The 24,007-nt window shown below is 36.6% G+C and carries 22 protein-coding genes; 12 read left to right on the top strand and 10 right to left on the bottom strand.

Going from position 1 to position 24,007, the window contains the following annotated elements; genetic code table 11:
• Positions 1–17 precede the first annotated feature (17 nt).
• Positions 18–1,175: an acyltransferase gene (locus AC0IXC_RS18470; protein WP_471653125.1), complete on the bottom strand. Its 1,158-nt coding sequence runs from the start codon at positions 1,173–1,175 to the stop codon at positions 18–20.
• A gap of 208 nt (positions 1,176–1,383) precedes the next feature.
• The gene (locus AC0IXC_RS18465; RefSeq protein ID WP_002016167.1) at positions 1,384–2,601 is read right to left on the bottom strand and encodes a dicarboxylate/amino acid:cation symporter; all 1,218 of its coding nucleotides are present in this window, start codon (positions 2,599–2,601) and stop codon (positions 1,384–1,386) included.
• A gap of 224 nt (positions 2,602–2,825) precedes the next feature.
• Between AC0IXC_RS18465 and AC0IXC_RS18460 the strand changes: the two genes are divergently transcribed.
• Genes AC0IXC_RS18460 through AC0IXC_RS18450 form a run of 3 tightly spaced genes read left to right on the top strand, consistent with a single transcriptional unit; the run spans position 2,826 to position 4,771 of the window.
• Positions 2,826–3,128 carry a PTS sugar transporter subunit IIB gene (locus AC0IXC_RS18460; RefSeq protein WP_215590422.1) on the top strand — a complete coding sequence of 101 codons (303 nt, stop codon included), beginning with the start codon at positions 2,826–2,828 and terminating at the stop codon, positions 3,126–3,128.
• A 14-nt stretch (positions 3,129–3,142) separates the two neighbouring features.
• Positions 3,143–4,444 carry a PTS cellobiose transporter subunit IIC gene (gene celB, locus AC0IXC_RS18455; protein WP_305926861.1) on the top strand — a complete coding sequence of 434 codons (1,302 nt, stop codon included), beginning with the start codon at positions 3,143–3,145 and terminating at the stop codon, positions 4,442–4,444.
• Positions 4,445–4,453: 9 nt separating this feature from the next.
• Positions 4,454–4,771, top strand: a complete 318-nt coding sequence (locus AC0IXC_RS18450) for a PTS sugar transporter subunit IIA (protein ID WP_002016162.1) — start codon at positions 4,454–4,456, stop codon at positions 4,769–4,771.
• A gap of 110 nt (positions 4,772–4,881) precedes the next feature.
• Here the strand turns inward: AC0IXC_RS18450 and speD are convergent, their stop codons facing one another.
• Both speD and AC0IXC_RS18440 read right to left on the bottom strand, forming a co-directional pair.
• Positions 4,882–5,253 (bottom strand): adenosylmethionine decarboxylase, encoded by a 372-nt coding sequence (gene speD, locus AC0IXC_RS18445; protein ID WP_060749239.1) that lies wholly within the window; start codon positions 5,251–5,253, stop codon positions 4,882–4,884.
• A 27-nt stretch (positions 5,254–5,280) separates the two neighbouring features.
• Positions 5,281–6,408, bottom strand: coding sequence for a polyamine aminopropyltransferase (locus tag AC0IXC_RS18440; RefSeq protein ID WP_471653124.1), 1,128 nt, complete (start codon positions 6,406–6,408; stop codon positions 5,281–5,283).
• A gap of 426 nt (positions 6,409–6,834) precedes the next feature.
• Between AC0IXC_RS18440 and AC0IXC_RS18435 the strand changes: the two genes are divergently transcribed.
• The 5 genes from AC0IXC_RS18435 to chbG all read left to right on the top strand — a co-directional run bounded on the left by AC0IXC_RS18435 (position 6,835) and on the right by chbG (position 11,053).
• A complete protein-coding gene (locus AC0IXC_RS18435) occupies positions 6,835–7,137 on the top strand; it encodes a PTS sugar transporter subunit IIB (RefSeq protein ID WP_002089627.1) in 303 nt (100 codons plus the stop codon).
• A gap of 16 nt (positions 7,138–7,153) precedes the next feature.
• Positions 7,154–8,461, top strand: coding sequence for a PTS cellobiose transporter subunit IIC (gene celB / locus AC0IXC_RS18430; protein WP_002143765.1), 1,308 nt, complete (start codon positions 7,154–7,156; stop codon positions 8,459–8,461).
• A 183-nt stretch (positions 8,462–8,644) separates the two neighbouring features.
• Positions 8,645–8,968, top strand: a complete 324-nt coding sequence (locus AC0IXC_RS18425) for a PTS lactose/cellobiose transporter subunit IIA (RefSeq protein ID WP_000989054.1) — start codon at positions 8,645–8,647, stop codon at positions 8,966–8,968.
• A gap of 3 nt (positions 8,969–8,971) precedes the next feature.
• Entirely contained in the window at positions 8,972–10,297 is a 1,326-nt protein-coding gene (celF, locus tag AC0IXC_RS18420; RefSeq protein ID WP_002129947.1) for a 6-phospho-beta-glucosidase, read from the top strand.
• Positions 10,298–10,348: 51 nt separating this feature from the next.
• Positions 10,349–11,053 carry a chitin disaccharide deacetylase gene (gene chbG / locus AC0IXC_RS18415; protein WP_044439396.1) on the top strand — a complete coding sequence of 235 codons (705 nt, stop codon included), beginning with the start codon at positions 10,349–10,351 and terminating at the stop codon, positions 11,051–11,053.
• A 40-nt stretch (positions 11,054–11,093) separates the two neighbouring features.
• Here the strand turns inward: chbG and AC0IXC_RS18410 are convergent, their stop codons facing one another.
• On the bottom strand, positions 11,094–12,275 hold the full coding sequence (locus AC0IXC_RS18410) for a chromate transporter (protein ID WP_002166451.1): 1,182 nt from the start codon (positions 12,273–12,275) through the stop codon (positions 11,094–11,096).
• A gap of 189 nt (positions 12,276–12,464) precedes the next feature.
• On the opposite strand from AC0IXC_RS18410, the gene exsM reads away from it, so the two are divergent.
• A complete protein-coding gene (exsM, locus tag AC0IXC_RS18405; protein WP_002166452.1) occupies positions 12,465–12,878 on the top strand; it encodes an exosporium regulatory protein ExsM in 414 nt (137 codons plus the stop codon).
• A 73-nt stretch (positions 12,879–12,951) separates the two neighbouring features.
• On the opposite strand, the gene AC0IXC_RS18400 is transcribed toward exsM, so the two are convergent.
• The 3 genes from AC0IXC_RS18400 to AC0IXC_RS18390 all read right to left on the bottom strand — a co-directional run bounded on the left by AC0IXC_RS18400 (position 12,952) and on the right by AC0IXC_RS18390 (position 17,906).
• Positions 12,952–15,630 carry a PRD domain-containing protein gene (locus AC0IXC_RS18400; protein ID WP_215590414.1) on the bottom strand — a complete coding sequence of 893 codons (2,679 nt, stop codon included), beginning with the start codon at positions 15,628–15,630 and terminating at the stop codon, positions 12,952–12,954.
• Between the two features lie 256 nt (positions 15,631–15,886).
• Positions 15,887–16,624, bottom strand: a complete 738-nt coding sequence (locus AC0IXC_RS18395; protein ID WP_012261992.1) for a polysaccharide deacetylase family protein — start codon at positions 16,622–16,624, stop codon at positions 15,887–15,889.
• Positions 16,625–16,832: 208 nt separating this feature from the next.
• Positions 16,833–17,906, bottom strand: coding sequence for a glycosyltransferase family 4 protein (locus AC0IXC_RS18390; RefSeq protein WP_012261991.1), 1,074 nt, complete (start codon positions 17,904–17,906; stop codon positions 16,833–16,835).
• 450 nt (positions 17,907–18,356) lie between these two features.
• Here AC0IXC_RS18390 and AC0IXC_RS18385 point away from each other — a divergent pair, with 450 nt between their 5' ends.
• Positions 18,357–19,727: a UDP-glucose dehydrogenase family protein gene (locus AC0IXC_RS18385; RefSeq protein WP_471653123.1), complete on the top strand. Its 1,371-nt coding sequence runs from the start codon at positions 18,357–18,359 to the stop codon at positions 19,725–19,727.
• A 75-nt stretch (positions 19,728–19,802) separates the two neighbouring features.
• On the top strand, positions 19,803–20,918 hold the full coding sequence (gene wecB, locus AC0IXC_RS18380; protein ID WP_471653122.1) for a non-hydrolyzing UDP-N-acetylglucosamine 2-epimerase: 1,116 nt from the start codon (positions 19,803–19,805) through the stop codon (positions 20,916–20,918).
• 53 nt (positions 20,919–20,971) lie between these two features.
• Here the strand turns inward: wecB and AC0IXC_RS18375 are convergent, their stop codons facing one another.
• Positions 20,972–22,099 (bottom strand): LCP family protein, encoded by a 1,128-nt coding sequence (locus AC0IXC_RS18375; RefSeq protein ID WP_471653121.1) that lies wholly within the window; start codon positions 22,097–22,099, stop codon positions 20,972–20,974.
• A gap of 74 nt (positions 22,100–22,173) precedes the next feature.
• Entirely contained in the window at positions 22,174–22,809 is a 636-nt protein-coding gene (locus AC0IXC_RS18370) for a YigZ family protein (protein WP_471653120.1), read from the bottom strand.
• 238 nt (positions 22,810–23,047) lie between these two features.
• On the opposite strand from AC0IXC_RS18370, the gene AC0IXC_RS18365 reads away from it, so the two are divergent.
• Positions 23,048–23,890: a DegV family protein gene (locus AC0IXC_RS18365; protein WP_002016143.1), complete on the top strand. Its 843-nt coding sequence runs from the start codon at positions 23,048–23,050 to the stop codon at positions 23,888–23,890.
• Positions 23,891–24,007: the final 117 nt, after the last annotated feature.

The following is a 24,007-nucleotide window of genomic DNA, read 5'->3' as shown; positions in this document are numbered from 1 at the left end:
TATGGAATTCTATTATATCAAAGATATGGTTTGAATACCTTTTCGTGATTTTTTTGAAGTACAATCTTAGCCCATTTCATATTTGTTGTAGGAGAAGGTCCTGTAATCCATGTATGAAATGGTAGTGTACTGCAAATGACCATTGCTGAAATCGAGATTGTGGTCGTTAATATAAATAGTAATAGGCTATATAATATTGTGTTTTCTTGCAGTGCGAATAAGGAAAGAAATTTTGTACATAGTTGCAAGAAGAAAAAATGAGCTAAATAAGCGCCATACGTGTAATTCCCGATAAAACGTAGAGCTTTATATAAGAAACCACGTCGCTGTACAACTGTAATAGATAACACGTACAGTATCATAATTTCACAAACAATATATAAAAACATGGACGGTTTTAAATAAGTAGAAACCGTTAAATGAATAGAATTGGCGCCGTAAAAACTAAATAACTCATAATTGATGAATAAAAATAAGATGAAAAATAGTATTGTGATAAGCGGAATATGTTTCATGACAAATATACGCCAAGTTTTTAATGATACAGCAGCTATTCCTCCCATGACGAAATAGAATGAGTAGAAGAAGAAGGAACGATCTGTATAATGTAAAATGGTTGAACTAGTCAGTTTCTCTCCATTAAAAATGTAGTGAGAAGAGTACCACATTAAGAAGAAATATAGACAAGCGAAAATGGTCATATATTTATATATGTCTTTTTTATTTTCTGTTCGTTTTTGAAACCAATAAAATAGTGTGCATAGTAAAGGGAACAATAAGTGAATTTGGAACATCATAATAACGTACCAAAGATGAGGTGCAGCTGTTCCGAGTAATAAACTTTTTATTCCGCCTTGTAGTGTAATGACATCGTTTGTTGTTAATAGGTAAAGAATAGACCAGAAGAAATAAGGAATGAGTAAATGTGCGGCTTTTTCATAAATATATTCTCTGTAAACGAGTTGCTTCGTATATAGCCGAATTAAATGGAAGCCGACGATAAATATGAATGCAGGCGCTGAAAATTTTGCAAGATTAAATAGCATGCCCATAATGAGGGATTGCTCGAGTAAGACATTTCCTTGATTCATTGTATATAATAAGGAACTTTGCAAAACGACAGCAAGAAATGCAATGCTTTGCAAAACTTTAAATTCTGGTGCGCTTTGTGTCATCGTGTCCATCTCCTTTTCCATACATGATTATAGTACGGAGAAAGGATGAAAGGTGTGGAATATTTGTGAAGATTATAACAAATTTGTGGCGGGATGGGATTATATTAACGCTTTTGCTAATATATCTATCACAACTTCAAATATATCGATTCACTGACAAATGACAACAAAAAGAGGATGCTCAAAACGAGCATCCTCTTTCTATATATTAAGCAAATTTATTTTTGATCCAGTTTTTACCTTCTACAAGGCGAGCTGTCATTACGGCACAAGCGTTATCTCCTGTTACGTTTAACACTGTTGCAGGAGGATCGATGATTGTACTAATTGCTGCGATAATTGGCAATGCTTCTGGTGGGAATCCGTATAGAGAAACGATTAACATTTCACCAATCATACCCCCGCCTGGAATAGCACCCATTACTGTTCCTACTAATAGAGAAACGACAAGTGCGATTGCTAATGTTTTCGGTCCTTCGAATTCCATGTTGAAAATACCGAATAAGAAAGCAATTTTCAATACCCCGCCTAAAACAGATCCGTCTTTATGAAGTGTAGACCCAAGAAGGACAACTGTTTCACGAACGTCAGAAGAAATACCCATTTTCTTCGTTGCTTCTAAGTTCGCTGGAATACTTGCGGCACTACTACAAGTTGCAAGTGATGTAACTGTAGGAGAGACCATGTTCTTCCAAAATACTTGTACACCTTGTTTGCGACCTGCAAGGTACGCATAGAATGTAAAGAATACAAAGAAGTAAATAAGAGAAGCTGGATAGTATACCATTGCTGCTCGGAAGTAAGTTCCAAGAAGTTGTGGTCCGAATTCACCAACTAATGCTGCGAAGTAGGCAGCTAGTCCGATTGGAGCGTAGTACATAATGAAAGATACGACTTTCATTGAAATTTCTGCACCAGCTTGTAGGAATGTAGCGAATGGTTTCCCTTTTTCACCAACTGCTGAAGTTGCAACCCCCATTAAGATAGAGAAGAAAATAAGAGCTAGCATGTTCTCGCGAGATAGTAACTTTGAAAAGTCTGATACTGTTATGATACCAACAATTTGATCAGCAACACTAACTGCTTTTTCAGCTTTATCAGGCTGCGTTAGTTCTAATACAACACCTTGTGCTGGCGGGAATACTTTCACGATAATAATCATAAAAATAGCAGCTAAAATACTTGTAAATAAGAAAGTTCCAGCCATACTAGACATAATTTTACCGAAACGTTTTAATCCATCCATATTAGCAATAGATGACGCGATGCTAAAGAACACTAACGGTACAACAATCGTAAACATTAAGTTTAAGAAAATGTCACCAAGCGGCTTTAAAGCAACTGCATCGGCACCCATGAAATAACCAATGAAACCACCAATTAGGATAGAAGATAATAAAATAAGTGGAAAGCGATATGCCTTCATAAATATATCCTCCTATCGATTATAAAAAATCATACTGAATCATTATAGCGAGTTAGAGACTTCTTTACTAGGAAAATACGGATAGATGGAATAGCGTGAAAACCGAGAAATTTTTGTTTTTAAGCTCGGCATACAGTTAGAAATCTAGACATATATATTTGTAACCTAGTGGTGGCAAGGGCTACACCATAACTTAGGTTTGGAAAAAGGGGGAGGGGAGCGAGATGAATATTTTACTTTGCTGTGCAGCGGGAATGTCTTCCAGTTTGATTGTTACAAAAATGGAGAAAGCAGCAGAGGCAAAAGGGATAGAGGTAAAGATTTGGGCAGTATCAGGTTCAGAAGTGCGAAATCATATTGATACTGCAGATGTACTTTTACTTGGACCGCAAGTACGTTATTTATTACCGAAAATGAAAGAATTATGTAAGGAGAAGGGAATACCTGTTGATGTCATTCAATCCGTCCATTACGGGCTTTGTAATGGAGAAGCTATCTTGCAAGCAGCTTTGTTAATGAAACCATGAGGAGTGTGGGATAGATGATAGGGTTCTTAGAGAGATATGTGATGCCAGTAGCAGGGAAGGTTGCAGAACAGAGACATTTGCAAGCGATTCGTGATGGAATTGTTTTAACGATGCCTTTCTTGATTATTGGATCTTTTTTTCTAATCATTAGTGCTCTTCCGATACCTGGGTATAATGATTTTATGGCAGGAATCTTCGGAAAGAATTGGAATGTAGCATTAGGGTACCCAGTGGGGGCTACTTTTAATATAATGTCTTTAATAGCTGTTTTTGGAATCGCTTACAGATTAGGAGAACAATATAAAGTAGATGCTTTAGCGGCAGGTGCATTGTCACTTGTAGCATTTTTGCTTGCAACACCATTCCAAGTTATGTATATGATACCAAATACGAAAGAAAGTATACTTGTAGATGGAGTTATACCAGCTGCGTTAATGGGAAGCCAAGGGTTGTTTGTAGCGATGATTATTGCAATTATATCTACTGAAATTTATCGATTTGTTGTACAGAAAAAGATGATTATAAAGATGCCAGAGACAGTTCCGCCAGCAGTAACGCGTTCATTTGCTGCGCTTATTCCAGGCTTTATTGTTGTGACGGTTGTTTGGATCATTAGATTAATTTTTGAACATACGACTTTCGGTAGCATCCATAATGTTATAGGAAAGCTTTTACAGGAGCCTCTTAGTGTACTTGGGGCTAGCATTTGGGGTGCGATAATCGCAGTTATCATTGTCCATGTACTTTGGGCGTGCGGAATTCATGGAGCTGCAATTGTTGGTGGTGTAATGAGTCCGATTTGGTTGTCATTAATGGATCAAAATCGAATTGCATTTCAGGCAGGGCAAGATGTACCGAATACGATTACTGCACAGTTCTTTGATTTATGGATTTATATGGGCGGTTCTGGTGCAACACTTGCTTTAGTTGTAGGAATGTTATTATTTGCGCGAAGTCAGCAATTGAAAAGTTTAGGGCGATTATCGATTGCACCAGGTATTTTTAATATTAATGAAATGGTGACTTTCGGTATGCCGATAGTAATGAACCCGCTTTTACTTATTCCATTTATACTTGTACCAGTTGTTTTAACGATTGTTTCTTATTTTGCAATGGAATGGGGATGGGTTGCACGTCCGAGCGGAGCTGCTGTACCTTGGACTACACCTATTCTTTTTAGTGGATATTTAGGATCAGGCGGGAAAATTTCAGGGGTTATTTTACAGCTCATTAACTTTGCACTTGCATTTCTTATTTATTTTCCATTCTTAAAAATATGGGATAAACAAAAAGTAGCGGAAGAAAAGGGGGAGTAAAGAACTAAAATGGATACGATAGAGACGAAAGCTTTTCACTTAATTTTGCATGGTGGTAATGCGAGAAGCTGCTCAATGGAAGCAATTGATTGCGCAAAGCGCGGTGAATTTCAGGAAGCAGAAGCGAAACTACAAGAAGCTTTAAATGAATTGCAAGAGGCGCATCGTTTACAAACAGAGCTCATACAGAAAGAGGCTGCCGGGGAAAAAACCGAAGTTACCCTTTTGATGGTGCATGCGCAAGATCATTTAATGAACGCAATTACGGTGAAGGAATTGGCGAGTGAGTTTGTAGAATTATATAGGAAGATGTCGGTGGATGAATGAACCTTGCTTATGCGAGGTTTTTTTATGTATGTGTCCGTACCATCAGTGGAGTGTTTGTTCCACTGATGGTATTTACAATCCTCCTTTTTACGGATGGGTAAGAGTGATAATTAATCGGCAGTAATAATCTCTCCTGTACCACGAATTAGTTTTTTTATATGCATCTCATTTGGTCTTAATATACTTACGATATAATTAATCGCTATTTGCGGTTCAACGGTCGTACCGCACGTATAACAGTCGATGGCTGCAAAGTTTTTTTCTGGATAAGTGTGAATTGAAAGGTGGCTTTCGGATAGTAAAACTAAAACAGTAACGCCATGCGGATCGAATTCTTTTGTACTTACGTTTAAAATATGGGCACCAGAGCAATCTGCAGCGTTAACTAAATGATATTCTAAAAAGTGAACATCATCTAATAGGGAAAAGTCCACTCCCCATAAATCTACTATTATATGCTTACCAAAAGTAGAATATTCCATAGGGTAGCACTCCTTACTATAATATTGTCAAAACTCCATTTCCTTTTTGTAACATTGATGTAGGATAAGATTCGATTCTGAGTTTAAAAGAGCGAGATTACGTTGTTCTAAATGTTCTTCTTTAAATTGAAACAAAGGAGAAAGAAGAGAAGGTAATGTTCGAGGAGTTGGTATTACATATAATTGCTCAATTTGATCGAGTACATAGGCAGAATTAGCAGCAATATGAAATCCCCAGTCAGTTCCGAAAGAAGGAACGATTGTATGATAACTTTTCACAGTTAATCCAGCATGTTCAATAGTGTTACCGATGCTCCAATATACTAGAGGTGCATCAGCAGGTGAATTAGATTGGCAGACGAACGCACCATCTTCTGTTAAAAACGTAGCTATACGAGCAAAAAGTTCGCTTGTATATAAAGTACTTAATAACTCTGTCGCTGGATCAGGAAAATCAATAATGATTACATCGTATAAAGATGAAGGTGAATTTAGAAATTCTTTTGCATCGCATACGTGCACGTTCACGCGATTATCAAAAAAAGCGTTTTTGTTTAAAGATACTATTTCTGGAACATTACGTGCCATATTAATCATTGCCTCGTCTAAATCAACAAGGTCTACGTGTAGCACAGTTTCATATTTCAAAACTTCTCGTAAGGCAAGACCATCGCCACCACCTAATATGAGAACACGCTTTGGATCAATTACTTTTGCCATAATCGGATGTACAAGCGCTTCATGATAAATTTGCTCATCAACGGAGCTGAATTGTAGTTGCTTGTCCAAGTATAAGCGAATATCGTTTACTTGGACTAAATTAATATTTTGATAATTACTCTTTTCTTCAAATAAATTCGTATGTTCACCAGCTTGTATTTCCTTTAGAGAAATTTCATCCCACACATCTAAGCTGTGTGAATCTGTGGGTACTATAATTACATTTTCCGATTGTACTTGCTTATCGTCTTCATCCTCGTCGTGTTTATCTGGTTCGTCGTGTTTGTCAGGTCTGTCTTGTTTATCTTCAGTGTCCTGTCGATCTAGTGTATCCGTGTTGGAATTTAATTCAGAATCCTCTTCTTGTTTATACCATTTATTTTGAAACTGTATTCTATAAATCTTCATTCTATTCTTTTTTCTATGCTTTGGCATTGGAATCCCCTTTCAAAATACTTTATTTTATTCTATTCTATGTAATTTAATAGAGTTTGACTGGACAATAGTTAGACGAGTGTCTTGAATAGGTATTTGTTTTTGATTTGAGTTGAAATATTATATTTTTCGTTATTATATTTTCACGCTTTAAAAAAAGTTAGTGTTTTTTTGCTTTAAATACAACTAGACAACTAAACACTAATCTATTTTCATACAGTTATGTGTTAAAAGCGTGTTGTTTTATAACACACTGTGTGTTTTTTGAGTGACACACTAATTGAAAGCGTTAACACACAAAGAAATCACTCGAAAAAACGCTGATTTTAGGCGTTTTGAAAAGTTGGCACGGTAATTGCATTAATAAATAGCGTAAAGAAAAATAAAAAACATAAATTTTTTATACCACACAAGGGGGATTTATAAATGAATATTTTATTATGTTGTTCAGCAGGGATGTCTACAAGTTTACTAGTTACAAAAATGGAAGCGGCTGCAAAAGCTCGTGGTCTAGAAGGTAAGATTTGGGCTGTATCTGGGGATGCAGTAAAAAACAATATCGATCAAGCAGACGTACTATTATTAGGACCGCAAGTTCGTTACATGCTTTCTACAATGAAAACGCTTGCCGATGAGAAAAACGTTGGAGTCGATGTTATTAACTCAATGCACTACGGCATGATGAATGGAGAAGCAGTTTTAGATCACGCATTAACACTAAAAAAATAATTAGGGGGGAAGCGAAATGCAAAAGTTTATTGCATTTATGGAGAAGTATTTAGTTCCAGTCGCAGGAAGAATCGGATCGCAGCGTCATTTAGTTGCAATCCGTGATGGTTTTATCGCAGTTATGCCTCTTATTTTAGTTGGATCGTTTGCAATACTTATAAATAACTTGCCAATTGATGCATTCCAAAAATTTATGAAGGGTGCATTCGGGGACGTTTGGAAAGATATCGGCGGTGGTATGTGGGCAGGTTCCTTCGCTATACTCGCCCTCATAGTCGCGGTAGGGATAAGTTATAATTTAGCGAAATCTTACGGTGTAGACGCGTTGTCAGCAGCAATCATTACATTCGGTGCATTAATTATTATTTCTCCGACAACGCCAAAAGAAGGCGGTATTGATTTAGCTTGGACAGGATCACAAGGTTTATTCGTTTCCATAATTGTCGCCCTTCTTGTAACGGAAGTATTTCGATTCTTTGTTCAAAGAGATATTACAATTAAAATGCCAGATGGTGTTCCACCAGCAGTAATGAAGTCATTTGCAGCGTTAGTACCAGCATTCGTTATTTTAATTGTAACAGCAAGTATTCAATTAGCGGTGAAATTAGCAGGTACAAGTATTCATAAAATGGTATTTGAAACAATTCAAGTACCATTACAAGGTTTAGCAGGTACATTACCAAGTGCAATTATTGTTGCTTTACTTATTCATGTATTATGGTTCTTCGGATTACATGGTCCTAATATCGTTGGTGGTATTATTGACCCAATTTATTTACCAGCATTAGAAAAGAATATTAAGTTATTTAACGATGGTATGTCTGCATATGACGTACCGCATATTTTCACAAAACCATTCTTTGATGTATATGTATACATCGGTGGATCAGGTGCGACATTAGCATTCCTAGTAGCAGTAATGCTTGTTGCGAAAAGTGCACAGCTTCGTGGTGTAGGCCGTGTATCTATCGGTCCTGGTTTCTTCAATATTAACGAGCCAGTTATTTTCGGTACACCAATTGTATTAAACCCAGCGTTAATCATTCCATTCGTACTTACACCAGTTGTATTAGTTATTACTTCTTATACAGCAATTTCCTTAGGATGGGTACCAAAAACAGTTGCTTTAGTTCCGTGGACAATGCCACCAATCTTTAGTGGTTATCTTGTAGCGGGCGGAAGCATTGCTGGTGCTGCATTGCAGCTAGTAAACTTTGCAATCGCGGTAGTAATTTACTATCCATTCGTATTAATGTGTGACCGTACGTACGTACAAGCTTCAAAAGATGCTGCAAAAGGAAACGACAATTCAGTATCACTTTAAAAAGTATTGTTCTGACGAGTTTTTATAGCTCGTCAGAACAACTAACTTTTATATCATGTTCAGAAAGATGAGACCCATCTACAAGAACACCAAACTATCATTAATAAAATAATAATTTAATAGAAATGTTCAAACTGAAGGGGTATTTAAATCGGTTGAACCATAATAGAGAGGACGGTAATTATGATGACTACAGCAGAACAAATTCCATTCCAATTGATTTTAAATAGTGGTAATGCACGAAGCTTTGCAATGGAGGCACTGCAATTCGCCAAACAGGGGAAAATGGCAGAAGCTGATGAAGCGATGGTAAAGGCGAAAGAAGCGATTAATGAAGCGCATCATTTCCAAACAGAGCTCATACAATCAGAAGCAAGAGGGGAAAAAACAGAGATTAGTGTTCTTTTAATTCATGCGCAAGATCATTTAATGAATTCTATTACGGTAAAAGAATTAGCGGCAGAATTTATTGACCTTTATAAAAAGCTAGAAGCGAAAGGGGAATAAAGCATGACTGGAATTAAAATTGCTACAATCGGCGGTGGCTCTAGTTATACACCAGAGTTAATTGAAGGGTTTATTAAACGTTATGACGAGCTTCCTGTTCGTGAAATTTGGTTAGTAGATATTGAGGCAGGAAAAGAGAAGTTAGAAATCGTTGGTGACTTAGCGAAACGTATGGTGAAAAAATCAGGTTTACCAATTGATATTCATTTAACACTTGATCGCCGTGAGGCATTAAAAGGTGCTGACTTCGTAACAACGCAGCTTCGCGTTGGTTTGTTAGAAGCACGTGCAAAAGATGAAGCGATTCCATTAAAATATGATGTAATTGGTCAGGAAACGAATGGTCCTGGTGGTTTGTTCAAAGCGCTGAGAACGATTCCTGTTATTTTAGATATTTGTAAGGACATGGAGGAGCTATGTCCAAATGCATGGCTTATTAACTTCGCAAACCCAGCAGGTATGGTAACAGAAGCTGTACTTCGCTACACGAACATTCAACGAGTAGTTGGTCTATGTAACGTTCCAATCGGAATTCGTATGGGTCTTGCAAGATTACTTGAAGTAGATGCAAGCCGGGTACACGTTGATTTCGCTGGTTTAAATCATATGGTATACGGATTAGATGTATACTTGGATGGCGTAAGCGTAATGGATCGTGTATTAGAACTTGTAACAGATCCAGAAAAGCAAATTACGATGGAAAACATTGCTGCGCTTAACTGGGAGCCAGACTTTATTCGCGGTCTTCGTGCAATTCCGTGTCCATATCATCGTTACTACTATAAAACACGTGAAATGTTGGAAGAAGAGAAAGCAGCTTCGATTGAAAAAGGTACACGTGCAGAAGTAGTAAAACAATTAGAAGATGATTTATTCGAGCTGTATAAAGACCCGAATTTAGATATTAAGCCACCACAATTAGAAAAGCGCGGCGGAGCTTATTATAGTGACGCAGCATGTAGCTTAATTACGTCTATTTACAATAATAAAGGTGATATCCAGCCTGTTAATACACGAAACAACGGAACAATTGCAAGCTTGCCACATGATTCGGCTGTTGAAGTGAACTGTATTATTACGAAAGAAGGTCCAAAACCAATTGCGGTCGGAGATCTTCCAGTACCAGTTCGTGGTTTAGTACAGCAAATTAAATCATTTGAGCGCACAACAATTGAAGCTGCTGTTACAGGGGATTATCATAAAGCGCTGCTTGCTATGACAATTAACCCACTTGTACCATCAGATAAAGTTGCAAAACAAATTTTAGATGAAATGTTGGAAGCACATAAAGAACATCTTCCACAATTCTTTAAGAAGATAGAGAAATAAGAAGCGGCGCTGTTTAGCCCGCTTTTTTTAATTCTAGTAGGGGGTATTGCGATGATTAAACTAATTGTAAATGCAGATGATTTCGGTCTTACGGAAGGTACAAATTACGGAATTATTGATGGACATAAAAACGGGATTGTAAATTCAACGACGATGATGATGAATATGCCAGGGACAGAGCATGCCGTACGCTTAGCGAAAGAGTATAAAACGTTAGGGATAGGAGTTCATCTCGTATTAACGGCAGGAGAACCGCTTCTTAAAGATGTTCCATCACTTGTAAGTAGCGATGGATTGTTTCATAAACAAAGTGTTGTATGGGAAGGAAATATAAATCCAGAAGAGGTAGAAAAAGAATGGACTGCTCAAATTGAGAAGTTTTTATCTTACGGGTTAACACCAACTCATTTAGATAGTCATCATCACGTGCATGGATTACCGCTTTTACACGACGTTCTTGAGAGATTAGCAAGTAAATATAATGTTCCAATTCGTCGTTGTGAAGAAGAGCGAGCGGTGCGCCCATTTTCAGATGTGTTTTACAGTGACTTTTACGCTGACGGTGTGACGGAAGATTACTTTGTGAAGTTAAAGGAAAGAGTGCAGGACGAGCAAACGGTAGAAATTATGGTGCATCCAGCTTATATTGACCCAGAGCTTGTGAAACGTTCTTCTTACGTAATGGATCGCGTGAAAGAGTTGCGTATTTTAACGGAGAGTGAGCTGCCTGAGGGAATGGAGCTTGTGAAGTTTTAATAGGAAAACGACGGCTAAATGGGGCCGTCGTTTTTTGTGCTTACAAAATGGATAGAACATATCCACCGAAGGCCCCGATTATAACGATAACCCAAGGTGGTGTTTTCCAAAAAGCGAGTAAGCAAAATAGAAGAGAAGCAAAAACGAAATCTACAGAATTCATAATTGTACTCGTCCAAATTGGATCATAAAAAGCTGCAAGTAAAATGCCGACAACGGCTGCGTTTACTCCAAGTAGTGCACCTTGTATGTAAGATACTCTCCTTACACTGTCCCAAAATGGTAAAACGCCAACAACGAGCAGGAAGGCAGGAAGAAAGATAGCGATCGTTGCAACAACTGCTCCGGCGGTTCCATTTAGCGCTGCTCCTATATAAGAAGCGAATGTAAATAGTGGCCCTGGCACTGCTTGTGTTAATCCGTATCCAGCAAGAAATTGTTCTTTTGTCATCATCCCGTTTTGTACAAACTCACTTTCAAGAAGAGGAAGTACGACATGCCCTCCGCCAAATACAAGTGCACCAGAGCGATAGAAGCTGTCAAATAAAGAGATGAAATAAGAGTATGGTCGTAACATCGGTAACAGTATTAATAGTCCGAAGAATAAGACGAGACAAGATATGGCTACCATTTTTGAAATAGGTACGTTTATTTTATGAGCTTGGCTAACTGGCTGGCCACGATATAAAAACCAACCGATGAAACCAGATACTATAATGAGAATTACTTGTGTCCAGCTACTTGGCCATAATAGGGCGATTGCGGCAGTTGCAATTGCGATTGTTGCACGGTTTCGGTCTGGTGTTAACTTTTGAGCCATTCCCCATATTGCATGAGCGACAATTGCGACCGCTACAAGTTTCAGTCCGTGAATCCAGCCAGTACTTCCAAGCTCGAATTGGTTAAGAAATGAAGCGAAGAAAACTAAAACGAGCACAGATGGGAGAGTGAATCCGATCCATGAAATAATGGCTCCTAATAATCCGCCGCGTAATAAGCCAACTCCCATACCGACTTGGCTGCTAGCAGGGCCAGGAAGGAATTGACATAGCGCTACTAAGTCTCCGTAACTTCGTTCATCCATCCATTTTCTTTTTTGCACGTATTCATGATGAAAATAACCAAGATGGGCGACGGGACCACCAAATGAAGTAAGTCCTAATTTAAATGATACGAGAAAAATCTCTATTAATGATTGGAAAGAGTAGTTATTATTTTTCAAGATAACCTCCTAGAATGTTTTTCTAAATGCATTATACAAGAGGCAGTAAAGTGAATGGAATGATTTCTATGTAAAGATTTTGTGAATCTTTTAGTTGTAATTAAAATTTGAAAAAGTCATAAATGATTATGTCTAAACCATAAAGTAGTAGAAGTAGTGCTGGGAAATTTATATGAGGAGAATGCCCGTATGACAACACATTTCTTTGCTAGGTTAACAGGGAAGAGGGAAGTACCTCCTGTAAATACAGAGGCTTACGGTGTAACAGAGCTCATTTTTAGTGAAGATTTAAAGAAGTTGCAATATCGGGTCATATTAAAAAATATAAAAAAAATCACGTCATGCCAAATTCATTTAGGAAAAGCGAATCAAATTGGTCCAGTTATTTTAAGTTTGTTTGGTCCGTTAGAGCAAGGAATTAGTGTGAATGAAGGAGTCGTTACTGGTGTAGCTAGAGTAGAGGATTTTGAAGGGCCTTTACAGGGGAGAGCATTTGATAGCTTGTTTCAAGAGATAATGCAAGCAAATGTATATGTAAATGTTAATACGAAATCTAATAAAAAGGGAGAAATAAGGGGGAGAATAAGGGAAGTAAAGAAGTAAGCGAAAAGGCTGTCCAAAAAACATTTTGGAACAGCCTTTTCTAATTATATAGAGTGCTACAATATCGCCTAGTTTAATTTTTTACAGGCTGATTTTTAATGAAGAAGTCCATTATATAAAATACTTCGTCATCTGGGATTTGTATTTCAAATGTATTTTCAATAGGTTGCAATGCTTTTTTCACTTTCATATACATCCAGTACTCATCTTGTCTTCGTTTCTCTTTATCAGGATGAGGGAGGAGACTTTCACCTTTTTGAAGACGGTCAACCATGCAGCTCATATGCAAAATCACACCCATTAAACTGTCGGGAGTTAGCTGTAAAGAAATCAATTCTTGAATTGTATTTAATGCATAACGAATTGTTTTAATAAGTAATGCTCCATCGTTACGCTGCATTTGTTGTTCAAGAATATCAGCCATTTTTGCATATGTTTCTTCATACGTAATCAATTCTTGAATTGGTTGAATAGCTGTGTAGTTCACAATGTCTTGGAAATGATATGTTAAGCAAGGTATTTGCATATCGAAATTCGTGACGATACAAATGATATTACGCTCTTTTTTTATGTTCTCGATCATTTTCGTTAAATCTTTTTCATGAACGATGCTAATCGGAATAATTTCAATTAAGTCTTTATCAAAGCGTAAATAGTTCTCTAACATTTTTTGAATTGCTAAAGCACTTCCTTCGCCGGTTAAACAAGCTGTTAAAATCACGGATTTCATTGGCGATAGTGGCTTTTTCTTTTCTTCCTGTACGTTTAAATAGAACGGCGTTAAGTTCTTAACTGTTTCGTATAGTGCATCTAATGAATAGCCAAGCTGAGCTTTTCGAGCTGCTTCTAGTGCGTGTGGTGTACTCGTCATGGAAAGAACACGTACAGGGATTTTGAATTCAGTTTCTAATATATCACCAATATAAGCGAGAGATCCCATATCAACAAGTAAAAGAAGCCCGTTTACATTTTGAAGTGTTTTCATATACACTTTAACACGCTCTAAGAAGTCTTTTGGTGATTCATGCAAGGGCATATCGATACCAGTTACTTCATCAATACCGAGAAGTTCGTTTGCAACGTTTGCCATTTCTGTTGCGATGCCATTACCGTGTGCTAATATTAATACTTTTACTTCTGTTTGTGAGGCAGGAATTGGATCAACAACGAAGAACATTGTTAAAAAGCCAGCTTCATCAATAGGTATTGTTATTTGTAATTCTTCTTCTAATAGCTGAATACATTGCATAGCTACGGAAAAAGCTTCTTTATATTTCGTACGAATTTGATTTAATTGTGGGTGGTGAATTTGTTTCCCGCCCTGTAAACGTTGTAGAGTTGTCTGTACATGTAAACTTAAAGCGAGAAATACTTTTTCATCGAAAGTTTTAGATAAATATTTTTCAGCTAGTTCCGCAATTTTTTCACATACGGAAACGATATTACGATCCACAATTTTAAAAACATTTTCATGACTTGTTTTTTTAGATATTTGGTTAAAGTATTGGACGAAAAAGCTTTGAATATCATTTTCTATTAGTAATTCTAATTCTTCCTCTTCAATGCCGCGTGCTTGAAGTTCTTCATATTTATAATCAATATAATCGTAAATAGAAGAGCGACTTCCTTCGGGTTTTATTGTATGTTTACTCCAACCTTCATCACCTGTAAATACAAATGTTTCATTTGGTATTTGATATAGATGACGGCTCTTTCTTTCAATAAATAATCCTTCTTTCATATACCAAGGTAAATCTGTACTTGAAACACAGACAGAATCACGTTTTTTTGTTACAAAATCAGAATAAGCTTTCGCACAGGCAATTTGTACGTCCGTTTTCAATTGACCGATGTTATTTGGACAATTGTAAAAGACGAAAGCACGCATTGTATTTGGACTAACATGAATCTCTTTCCTTAGACGAATTGCTTCATTTGTGAAAAATAGTTGCAGTAAAGCAAACCGCTCTTTATGTGTTCGCTCACGAAGTGGTGGAAGCGTAACGGTCATCGGAATACGTCTTGTAAATGTTTTTAATAAAAATGAATTTGGTTCTTCGGTTGTTGCAGTAATAATCAACACTCGTGCCTTACGTTCATTTTCCGTTTCTCCCAGGCGGCGGTATACTCCGCGATCAATAAATGTGAAGAGCATCTCTTGTCCTTCTGGAGGAAGGCGATGTACTTCATCTAAGAAGAGGATTCCTTCATGTGCTTTTTCAATTAACCCTTTTTGATCACTGGCACCTGTGTAAGCTCCTTTTTTTATCCCAAATAACTGTCCAAGTAGTAGTTGTGGATTGTTTGCATAATCAGCACAGTTAAAGACGATAAAAGGTGCATCTTTTGGAAGTTGTTCCACTTCAATTGCGTATTCGTGCATTAAAGAAGCGAACATCGATTTTCCGACACCTGTTTCTCCAAGTAGTAAAGTATGCATACCGTTTGGAGGATAGAGAATAGAAGCTTTTGCTTTTTCAATTGCAATTTTTAGGCTTGTATTTTCAATAGCAAATGTATCTAATGAAGTGCCCTTTGTTGAATGCGTTTCCAATGAAGTGTTCGTTTCTATATAAAAACGGACAGGGCGTGTACTCGTTTTTAATAAACGAGTATCTTTCACAAGCTTGTTTAAATCGCTACTAACATTTGCACGGTCTAGCTGTAGAAGTGTAGCGAGTTCTGATGCTGTTATACCTTCTGTATAATTCCCTTTTTGTATTGCGTTAAAAATGAGATCTATTCGTTTCATTTCTATTCACCTCGAAACTTCATCACTATTTAAAATTCTACACAAAAATGAGAAGTGTGGGAAGAGAAAAATAAAGTGAAACTTTAATCAGTGGGGTTTTTGTTCATTCCCACTGATTATTAGCCTTCACCAATCGGGCGTTTACGGGCAGTGGATCTCCCACCAAACTTCTTTGTTCCAGCTGAATTTTGAGGTGGGAGTCTTACTGCCCGTTAACGCGGGGTAAAACAGCTTTAGTACATAGGCACTAAAGCTGTTACAATCTTGTGTCTTTCCAAAAATTCACTTCGAGATGGGAAGATGGATTGTAGGGAAGTAGTTTATATCCTTGTGAGTGTAAATAATCAATTACTTTTGGGAGTATTTGCACTGTGACACTAGAATCATGCATTAAAATAACCTCTACTTGTTCATCGCTTTGATTTCGTACCCTTTCTAGTATTGCGGAAGGATTATCATAGCTTTTCCAGTCATATGTATCAATTGTCCAATCCCACATTTTATACTGGGCAGATACGAGTGCGTCACGGTAATTCTTTTTTAAGTAAGGCATGCTACCGTATGGGACCCGAACGAGATGTGTATTTAAATGTGTAACTTGCTGGACAATGTTTTGGGTTTGCTCCATTTCTGCAATTAAAACAGATGGATCGCCAGTATAAAGACGTTTTACATCATGCGACATACTATGGAGACCGATATAATGTCCATCTTTAATCAATCGCTCCATCGTTTTTTTATAATGTGGCACCTTTCCGCCAATAACGAAGAAAGTTGCTTTTCCGTTCTTCTCTTTTAAAATATTTAAAATTTGTGGTGTGTATTTATTTGGTCCGTCATCAAATGTTAAGTACGCAATTTTTGTTGTAGGAGAGGTAGTTTGAGTACTTTGGTAATCTTTTACTTGAATGTCTGTAGTTGCTTTTGTATTCGATGATGCGTACATAGTAATAGTTAAAAATAAAATTATACATTGAAGTAATCGCTTGATCATAACATTCACCCTCAGTTTGACAATCAAGATGTAAAAATGAAAATTTGATACTTTTTTCGTTATACGTATATCTTTCTCCAATAGAGGCACTCTCAAACAATCTATATTTTGGAAATGGGGAATAAGGATTAAAAAATAAAAAATAGCATCCTCTTATGAAAAGAGGATGCTATTTGAATATTTCATAATAGTAAAGGCTATACTACAATTAGTCTTCGCGTTTTTTCACTTTTTTATAGAAGGAAATAATTGGTTTGTAACGTTCGTGTACAAGACCGATTACTTCAGCAATGATTTCTGTAAAGAAGATTAAAATGAAAAGAAGAATAATGGATAACCATAATGTTGCACTACTGAAAATAATTGCATTTACACTAAAGAAAATACCCAATGCGTAAATAATTAGTACCGTTTTACGATGAGAGAATCCCATTGCAAGCAAACGGTGATGTAAATGCGATTTATCAGGTGCTGAAATAGGCTTTTTATTTACGATACGGCGGATAATTGCAAATGTCGTATCAAATATAGGTACACCTAAAATAATGATTGGAACGATAAAACTGAATAACGTTACGCTTTTGTATAATCCAAGTAACGATATAACAGAAATACAGTATCCTAAAAATAGTGCTCCTGTATCTCCCATGAAAATTTTTGCTGGATGGAAGTTGTAGAATAAAAATCCAATTGTACTTGCTAATGTAATCAGTGCTAGAGGTAATATAATAGCTGCTCCAGTACCCCATGGGCTAGTGAAGGCCATATATGCTAGCGTTGCAAGTACGATAGATGAAATCCCTGCGGATAATCCATCTAATCCATCAATTAAGTTGATGGCATTTGTAATACCTACAATCCAAAATACAGTAATTGGATAAGCAAGCCATCCGAGTTCAGTATCTCCGAAAATTGGAATATATAATACTTGCACTAATAATCCACTTTTGACAATCATGATGGCAACTAATAGTTGTCCACCGAATTTTACCCTCGCAGATAGTTCGTACATATCATCTAAAATCCCGATGATAACAATGATGATAGCACCTAAAGTTATCGATAACATTCTTTGTTCGTACAATCCACCGACAACAAATCCTACGGCTACACCGATGAAAATTGCTAACCCGCCAAGACGAGGCATAATTTTTTGGTGTACTTTACGCGCATTTGGCTTGTCTGTTGCTCCTATTTTGAAAGCTAATTTAATAACTAAAGGAGTAACGACGAGTACAGTGATGAAAGATGCCAAAATGGCATAAATCACTTGTGAGTCCATTAATACCCCACCCTTTATAGTTTAACGTAATTTTTTCAATCTTATTTATCTGAAAATTATGATGTTTATTTACAGGCTCATAACATATGGTATCACAAAAAGATTAGAATTCAATCTTTTTTTCTTTTGGCTGTAAAGGGCAGTGAATAGAATATATGACAATTGGATATGGAATGTTGTGTTCTTAGAGAAGGTTGATCTCATATTGTGTCTTGTAATATGACATTGTACTCCCCTCTCATATAGCGATGACTTTTGTTTCAGTATTATAAGTGTTGCACGTAAAATGAGTAAGTTCCGTGTTAAATTGTGGGAATTTACATTTTGTATATATTGCATCATTTAACTTTACAAAATCTTAAAAAATAATAAAAAAACGATTCATATAATAAAGAAGTGAAAGAGTTTTCTCATTCTTAGTGTGAGAGGGGGAAGCGCAGGGGGAGTTCTATGTATTCGTATATTTTCTTATGTATATTCCTGTGCGAAAAGAAAATGAAAATTACGATAATAGGTACCGGATATGTTGGATTGATTACAGGAGTAGGATTGGCGAGATTGGGACATTCAGTCACATGTTTCGATATAAATAGTGGGAAAATTGAACGGATTAAACAAGGCGAGTTACCTATTTATGAATGTGGATTAAATGAATTAATAAATGAAGCATACGAGAATAATCATTTAACTTTTACAGCAAGTAAATCAGCGGCATTTAATGATGTAGAGTTTATATTTATTGCAGTTGGAACGCCATCTTTATTAGATGGAACAGCAGATTTAACGTATATTCGTAGTGCTTGTGATGATATTGGAACATATGTGAATAACGATATTATTGTTGTTACGAAAAGTACGGTTCCTGTAGGGACAAATGATGTAATGAGAGAATGGATTGAGGATAAACTACAAGATAGACATGAATTATATATTGTATCGAATCCAGAGTTTTTAAGAGAAGGTTCTGGTATTTATGATTTTTTTCAGGGTGATCGTATCGTAATTGGAGCATGTAGTGAAGAAGCTGCAAGGAAAGTAGAGAATTTGTACAGTAAATTAAGCTTACAAACGTATATTACAGATATTCGAAGTGCTGAGATGATTAAATATGCATCTAATGCTTTTTTAGCTACGAAGATTAGTTTTATTAATGAAATTTCTAATATATGTGAGCAAGTGGGTGCAGATATAGTAGATGTAGCTACAGGGATGGGGATGGATAAGAGAATTGGTGCATCTTTTTTAAATGCAGGCATCGGATATGGAGGATCTTGTTTTCCAAAAGATACGAAAGCGCTTGTGCAAATTGCAGGGAATGTTTCTCATGATTTTCGCTTGTTGAAAGCAGTCATTGAAGTGAATAATAAACAACAGTTGTTGTTAGTTAAAAAAGCGAAGAAAATTATAGATATGAAGAAGAAGCAAATTGCGGTTCTTGGTGCAGCATTCAAACCGAATACTGACGATATTAGGGAAGCACCATCTCTTATTATAATAGAAGAATTAATTAATATGGGTGCAGATGTGGTTTTATATGACCCACAAGCTATTCAAAATGTAAGAAGTTTATTTGGAAATACGATACGATACGCTGAGTGTATAGATGAATCGATTAGAGAGGCGCATGCAGTTTTTATCGTAACAGAATGGGAATCAATTCGAAATTATCCGCTAGAAAAGTATGCACAGCTTATGAGGGAACCTATTCTATTTGATGGGAGAAATTGTTATACTAATGAGGATGCCGAGAAGCATGGATTAGATTATTACTCAGTTGGGCGAAAAGACGTCTGTAATAGTAATGTTTCTCAGGCTCGTTAAAAAATGTATTTTCACATGCATATTTTTATATGCGATAATAGAAGTTTTAACTAGTGAAAGAAAAGAGGCAATGAAATGACTGAACGTTTAAAAGTAATGACAATTTTCGGGACACGACCAGAAGCAATTAAAATGGCACCTCTTGTATTAGAGTTGCAAAAGCACCCAGAAAAGATTGAATCAATTGTGACTGTAACAGCACAACACCGTCAAATGTTAGATCAAGTATTAAATATCTTTGGAATTACGCCGGATTTCGATTTGAATATCATGAAAGATCGTCAAACGTTAATCGATATTACAACACGTGGTTTAGAAGGTTTAGATAAAGTAATGAAAGAAGCGAAGCCTGATATCGTACTTGTGCATGGTGATACAACGACGACATTTATTGCAAGCTTAGCTGCTTTTTATAATCAAATTCCAGTAGGACATGTTGAAGCAGGACTTCGTACATGGGATAAGTATTCTCCATATCCAGAAGAGATGAATCGCCAACTAACAGGTGTAATGGCGGATCTTCATTTCTCACCTACAACAAAATCAGCAACGAACTTACAAAAAGAAAATAAAGATGAGTCACGCATTTTCGTAACAGGAAATACAGCGATCGATGCACTGAAGACAACTGTAAAAGAAACTTATAGCCATTCGGTGTTAGAGAAACTTGGAAATGATCGTCTTGTACTTATGACAGCACACCGTCGTGAAAATTTAGGAGAACCAATGCGCAATATGTTCCGTGCAATTAAGCGTCTTGTTGATAAGCACGAAGATGTACAAGTTGTATACCCTGTTCATATGAATCCTGTTGTTCGCGAAATAGCGAATGATATTTTAGGCGAGCATAGCCGTATTCATTTAATTGAGCCGTTAGATGTAATTGATTTCCATAACGTTGCAGCTCGTTCATACTTAATGTTAACTGATTCTGGTGGTGTACAAGAGGAAGCACCATCACTAGGTGTGCCAGTCCTTGTCCTTCGTGATACGACGGAACGCCCAGAAGGTATCGAAGCAGGTACGCTGAAATTAGCAGGAACAGATGAAGAGACAATCTTTAGTCTTGCTGATGAGTTGTTATCTGATAAAGAAGCTCATGATAAGATGACGAAAGCATCTAACCCTTACGGCGATGGTCGTGCATCTGAGCGTATTGTAGAAGCGATTTTACAACACTTTAAGAAGTAACAACAATTGCGTGAAATAAAAAGAGCCAAATCGTATACGATTTGGCTCTTTTTTTATTCATGATTCCTCATAATCCACTCTGCATGAGCATTTGTAGAAGGGGGAGGAGGCGGTGGTGTTTTGTTCTCACTCGGCGCCTTCTTTGCTTTTGCGCTGGAGTTAGAATTTGAATCGGAATTTGTATTCTCATTTTTCGTAGTCTCTGTTGGAACTTTTGCTTTTTCTCCTAGTTCCTTTTCAATTTCGTTACGTACAGTCTCTACACTGATTGGATCTGGAAGGAAGTAATAAATACCGCCAATTTTTCTGTCTTCTCCTTCAAGTTTTAACGTTTGTATTGTAGAAGGGTCGAATCCAGAGATTTTATTGTAAAGAGCAAGTCCGTCTGAAATAGGAATATCGGTTTTTATATATTTTCCAACTACTTTTGTTAAATCTTTAATTTTAAATACGGTAGAAGCAGAGTTTAGCTTTTGGGCAACAGCAGCCAGTACTTGTCTTTGTCTAGCAGCTCGACCATAATCACCGTTAGGATCTTGCTTTCGCATACGGACGTATGCGAGTGCTTCTTCACCATTTAAGTTCTGTTGACCTTGTTTAAATTGGATTTTTTTATAGTAATCCACGTCAGAGCGTTCCCAGAAATCGAAGGGGACATCAACGGTAATACCGTCAACAGCATCAACGATACCTTTAAATCCTTGGAAATCAATTTTAATATAATGATCAACAGGAACTTTTAAAAACTCTTCGACGGTGTCAATTGCCATTTTTTCTCCACCGTAAGCATGGGCAGCGTTAATTTTGTCTTCTTTATTTTTGCCAACAATCTTAACACGAGAATCGCGTGGGATACTCATAAGTGAAACCTTTTTTGAGTTTGGATTAACTGTCGCGAACATGAGTGAATCTGTTCGACCATTTTGACCATCTGTTGCGTAATCCTCAATACCCATAATTAGTATTGTGAAAGGTTTTTTTGTGATTTCCACATCTTCTGCTCGTAATTTAGATTTTTCACGGCTAAATCCACTGTACATCCCCATGAGAGAAGTGTAGGAATTTAACATATAAAGTCCTACGCTACCAAATAAAAATGCGAAAATAAGAAAGAAGAAAAGTTTTCTTCTACGTTTCTTTTTTATTCTGCTATTTTGGAGATGATAATAACGTTCTTCCATATATAATCTCCTTAGTTCATTTGTAGGGAATTAATTCACTACATTAATCTTTAAAGGCGATACGTTAGCTATTCTTAGATAACACCTTGTTCTAAGTACAACATATCTCCTTCTTTAATTGTACACTTCCCGTTTGTTAATTCAATCATCCAATCTGTAAATGTTTGTTTTCGATTTTCTTCTACATACGTATCGAATGTGACATTTTCTAGATAATGTATATCTTTAATAGCATATTCTGAATTACGTAATTCATTTTCAACTTTGCCAAGCAATGTGTAATCAATTTCTGTTTCCATAACGCGCATTAGTTTTCGCTCAACAACGCCTACGTGATTAAGTCCTTCACTTGTACATTTTCCATATGCGCGAATTAATCCGCCAGCACCAAGTTTAATGCCGCCAAAATAGCGCGTAACGACGACGACAGTATCCTTTAGGCCTCGCTTTTTTAATACTTCTAACATAGGTACACCAGCTGTGCCGCTCGGTTCGCCGTCATCGTTCGCTTTTTGAATTTGATCTTGTTCGCCGATTAAATATGCGGAACAATTATGTGTTGCATTCCAATGCTGTTTTTTTATTTTTTGTATAAACGCTTGAGCTTCCTCTTCCGTTGTGGCGCGACTCACATAGCAAATGAATCTTGATTTTTGAATCACAATTTCGTGCTCACCGTAGCCTTTAATTGTTAAATATTGTAATAACAATGGTATACGCCCCTATCTTTCAAAATAACTAGTACTTTACATTTTAAAAGCGAGCCTTTTTATATTCAAACATTTTTTACAAATATGTTGAAATTTTTGGTGAGTATTTTATCTTTTTGTTGTAATTTGTCGAGCGAGTGATTGTAGTTTCTAGCCGGCATTTTTATGTATGGATGCACCTTTTCTAGTTTTCGTGTAAAATTAGGGGATAAAAATTTTTTATAAGGCAGGTACGAAAATGAAAACAGCTATTGTTACCGATAGTACAGCATATATACCGAAGCATATTCGTGACGAACTCAATATATATATGATTCCATTAAACGTTGTGTTTGGAACGGAATCTTATCAAGAAGAGGCTGAAGTTTCAGCAAATGATTTTTATATAAAGGTACGTGAACAAGAGGAACTTCCGAAAACTTCGCAACCAGCAATTGGAAAGTTTTTAGAGTTATATGAAGAGTTATCTAAAGAATATGATGCAGTTATTAGCATTCACCTTTCCAGTGGAATTAGTGGTACATATCAAACAGCAACGGCAGCTGGACAGATGGTAGATGGTATTGATGTATATACGTACGACTCTGAAATTAGTTGTGAAGTACAAGGGTTTTACGTGCGTGAAGGGGCAAAATTAGTAAGTGAAGGGAAAGCCCCAGAAGAGATTATCGCTCGCTTTGATGAAATGAAGCAAACGATGGATGCTTATTTTGTAGTGGATGATTTACATCATTTACAACGTGGTGGAAGATTAAATAGTGCACAAGCTTTCATTGGTAGTTTGTTACAAGTAAAACCAGTATTATACTTTAGAGATAAAGTAATTATTCCATTCGAAAAAATTCGTACGCGTAAAAAAGCGTTAAAGCGTATCGTTGAAATCTTTGATGAGCAGGCAAATAAAGGTGTGCCTATGGAAGCTGTTATTATTCATGCGAATCGTGAAGAGGAAGCTAATGAATGGAAACAAGAATTAGAAGAGATATACCCTCATGTTACAATTCGTACGAGTTATTTCGGAGCTGTAATTGGGACGCATTTAGGTGAAGGTGCGCTTGGTTTAGGTTGGTATACGAAGTGATAAAGATATAAAAGCTCTCTTACTTGAAGAGGGTTTTTTTACGGGTATTTTACGGGGATTTGACAAGTTAATATTTGGAAATGGTAAAATGTATGTAAAATTAAATAATGAGGAAAG

This window comes from Bacillus sp. AC266 (assembly GCF_979253805.1).
Note: the sequence above shows the minus strand (reverse complement) of the source record. Positions and strands in the feature narration are given on the sequence as shown.

Coding starts and splice junctions, on each gene's coding strand:
- AC0IXC_RS18470 (WP_471653125.1), bottom strand. CDS start 1,175: ATGACACAAAGCGCACCAGAATTTAAAGTTTTGCAAAGCATTGCATTT.
- AC0IXC_RS18465 (WP_002016167.1), bottom strand. CDS start 2,601: ATGAAGGCATATCGCTTTCCACTTATTTTATTATCTTCTATCCTAATT.
- AC0IXC_RS18460 (WP_215590422.1), top strand. CDS start 2,826: ATGAATATTTTACTTTGCTGTGCAGCGGGAATGTCTTCCAGTTTGATT.
- celB (WP_305926861.1), top strand. CDS start 3,143: ATGATAGGGTTCTTAGAGAGATATGTGATGCCAGTAGCAGGGAAGGTT.
- AC0IXC_RS18450 (WP_002016162.1), top strand. CDS start 4,454: ATGGATACGATAGAGACGAAAGCTTTTCACTTAATTTTGCATGGTGGT.
- speD (WP_060749239.1), bottom strand. CDS start 5,253: ATGGAATATTCTACTTTTGGTAAGCATATAATAGTAGATTTATGGGGA.
- AC0IXC_RS18440 (WP_471653124.1), bottom strand. CDS start 6,408: ATGCCAAAGCATAGAAAAAAGAATAGAATGAAGATTTATAGAATACAG.
- AC0IXC_RS18435 (WP_002089627.1), top strand. CDS start 6,835: ATGAATATTTTATTATGTTGTTCAGCAGGGATGTCTACAAGTTTACTA.
- celB (WP_002143765.1), top strand. CDS start 7,154: ATGCAAAAGTTTATTGCATTTATGGAGAAGTATTTAGTTCCAGTCGCA.
- AC0IXC_RS18425 (WP_000989054.1), top strand. CDS start 8,645: ATGATGACTACAGCAGAACAAATTCCATTCCAATTGATTTTAAATAGT.
- celF (WP_002129947.1), top strand. CDS start 8,972: ATGACTGGAATTAAAATTGCTACAATCGGCGGTGGCTCTAGTTATACA.
- chbG (WP_044439396.1), top strand. CDS start 10,349: ATGATTAAACTAATTGTAAATGCAGATGATTTCGGTCTTACGGAAGGT.
- exsM (WP_002166452.1), top strand. CDS start 12,465: ATGACAACACATTTCTTTGCTAGGTTAACAGGGAAGAGGGAAGTACCT.
- AC0IXC_RS18400 (WP_215590414.1), bottom strand. CDS start 15,630: ATGAAACGAATAGATCTCATTTTTAACGCAATACAAAAAGGGAATTAT.
- AC0IXC_RS18395 (WP_012261992.1), bottom strand. CDS start 16,624: ATGATCAAGCGATTACTTCAATGTATAATTTTATTTTTAACTATTACT.
- AC0IXC_RS18390 (WP_012261991.1), bottom strand. CDS start 17,906: ATGGACTCACAAGTGATTTATGCCATTTTGGCATCTTTCATCACTGTA.
- AC0IXC_RS18385 (WP_471653123.1), top strand. CDS start 18,357: ATGTATTCGTATATTTTCTTATGTATATTCCTGTGCGAAAAGAAAATG.
- wecB (WP_471653122.1), top strand. CDS start 19,803: ATGACTGAACGTTTAAAAGTAATGACAATTTTCGGGACACGACCAGAA.
- AC0IXC_RS18375 (WP_471653121.1), bottom strand. CDS start 22,099: ATGGAAGAACGTTATTATCATCTCCAAAATAGCAGAATAAAAAAGAAA.
- AC0IXC_RS18365 (WP_002016143.1), top strand. CDS start 23,048: ATGAAAACAGCTATTGTTACCGATAGTACAGCATATATACCGAAGCAT.